Raw genomic sequence first — 1,993 nt, 5'->3', positions numbered from 1 at the left:
CGGATGCCGCCAATCCGGCGGCCGATGTGCAACTGACCGGCAATGTCGCCGGACAGCCGCTGCAGGGCAATGCCGTGCTTGCCACCGCCAATGGCAAGAGCGCGATCAACGGGCTTCTGCTGTCGCTGGGACCGAACAAGATCTTCGGCGACCTCGCGCTCGACGACCAGTTCCTGCCGGTTGGCACGCTGACGCTGGCCGTTCCCGATGTCGGCCCGCTGGCGGCGCTAGGCGGCCAGACGGCGACCGGCGATATCAACGGCACGATCGCCTTCGCCAAGGATGGCGCGGCTCCGAACCTCACCATCAATGCGGCCAGCACATCGATCGCGCGCGGCGAAGTGGCGGCGAAAGCGATCACCGTCAATGCGCTGATCGCCAATTATCTCAAGGGACCGGCAATATCGGGCACGATCAAGGCCGACAGCGTCACTTCCGGCAAGACAGTGGTCAGCGGTATCGGCATCGACCTGAGGCGCGACGGCGACTGGACCAATTTTTCCGGCGGCGCGACGGCATCCGGCATTCCGGCCACCGCGACCGGGCGCGTGAAGATCGCCGACGGCAAGACCAGCGTCGAGATCGCGTCCGGCGAAGCGACCCTGCGCGGCATCAAGGCGGCGATCGCCGAGCCGTCGCGCCTTGCAATCGCCAACGGCGTCGCCAGCGTCGAGAAGCTTGCGCTCAATCTCGGCGGCGGCTCGGCGACCATTTCCGGCAGCGCCGGCCAGCTCCTCGACCTGACGGCCAATTTCGCCGGCCTGCCTGCGGCGCTCGCCAATGATTTCGTGCCGGGCCTGGATGCCGCCGGAACGCTGGAAGGCACGGCACACCTCACGGGTCCGTCGGCCAATCCCGATATCGAATTCGACGCCAAGCTTGCCGGCGCCGAGACCAGCCAGACCCGCCAGGCGGGACTTGGGCCGCTCGATCTGGATGCCGCCGGCAGCTATGGTCTGGCGAGCGGCCTGGCCCTGGACCATGCAACGCTTTCGGGCGACAAGATTTCCGGCAACGCCGCCGGCACCTTGAATCCGAACGGCGTCAGCGATTTTTCGCTCGATCTGACGTCATCCGGGCCCAGCCTGCCGTTGACGATCGGCAGCGCCGAAAGCCCGGTCAAGATCGAGGTCCAGTCATTGTCGGCAAAGATAGCCGGCCAAAGCACGCAGGCCCGCCTCGAGGCTTCCGCCATCCTGCCTTCGGTTGCCGCCAGCCAGGTGAATGTGGACGGCCTTGCCGTTGCGCTGCATTCGGATGCGTTCGATCTCAAGGGGCGGGCAGGCCCGGTCTCCGGGACGGTGTCGATCGACAGGATCGGCCTGGACAATCCGATGATCGCGCCGTTGGTTGCCGGCAAGGTCACGGCCGAGGTCAACGGCCGTTTGACGAGCGACGCCGTTGCCGTCAACAGCGGCTCGCTCAAGAGCGATGCGCTCAACAGCCAGGTCGCCGGCCGCATGTCGCTGCGCGACGGCGCCGTCGACCTCAATGTGAACGCCAATGTCGCTTCTTCCGCTTTGCCGGCGGCGGTGCGCGGCATGTTGGGCGAGAGCGCGCAATTGAGCGCCGCGCTGAAACGCGACGCCAACGGCAACGTCAATGTCTCCGGCTTGAAGCTCAACTCGGGCGCGCTGAGCGCCGACGGGCAGGCGAGCCTTGCCGACAAAAAGCTTGCCGCCGACATCAGGGGGGCGTTGAGCGACGTTTCGCTGCTGTCGAAAGACGCCAAGGGCGCCATCGCTTTTGGCCTGAATGCGCAAGGTCCGATTATGGCGCCCGACCTCTCGCTGACGGTGAACAGCGACAGGCTGTCCGTGGCGGCGCGCGAGATCACCGGACTGAAGCTCACCGCGACAGGCAAGGCGGATGCCGCCAATCCGGCGGCCGATGTGCAACTGACCGGCAATGTCGCCGGACAGCCGCTGCAGGGCAATGCCGTGCTTGCCACCGCCAATGGCAAGAGCGCGATCAACGGGCTTCTGCTGTCGCT

At 66.4% G+C, this 1,993-nt stretch carries 1 pseudogene; it reads left to right on the top strand.

The annotated features are described in order from the left end of the window. A pseudogene (locus EOA79_RS31670) lies at positions 1–1,993 on the top strand (translocation/assembly module TamB); the annotation flags it as partial.

Origin of the sequence: Mesorhizobium sp. M1A.F.Ca.IN.020.03.2.1 (genome assembly GCF_004023205.1) — a bacterium.
In the GTDB taxonomy this organism is placed as follows: Bacteria; Pseudomonadota; Alphaproteobacteria; order Rhizobiales; family Rhizobiaceae; genus Mesorhizobium.
The sequence above is the reverse complement of the archived record's forward strand: the minus strand, read 5'-3'. Positions and strand labels throughout refer to the sequence as shown.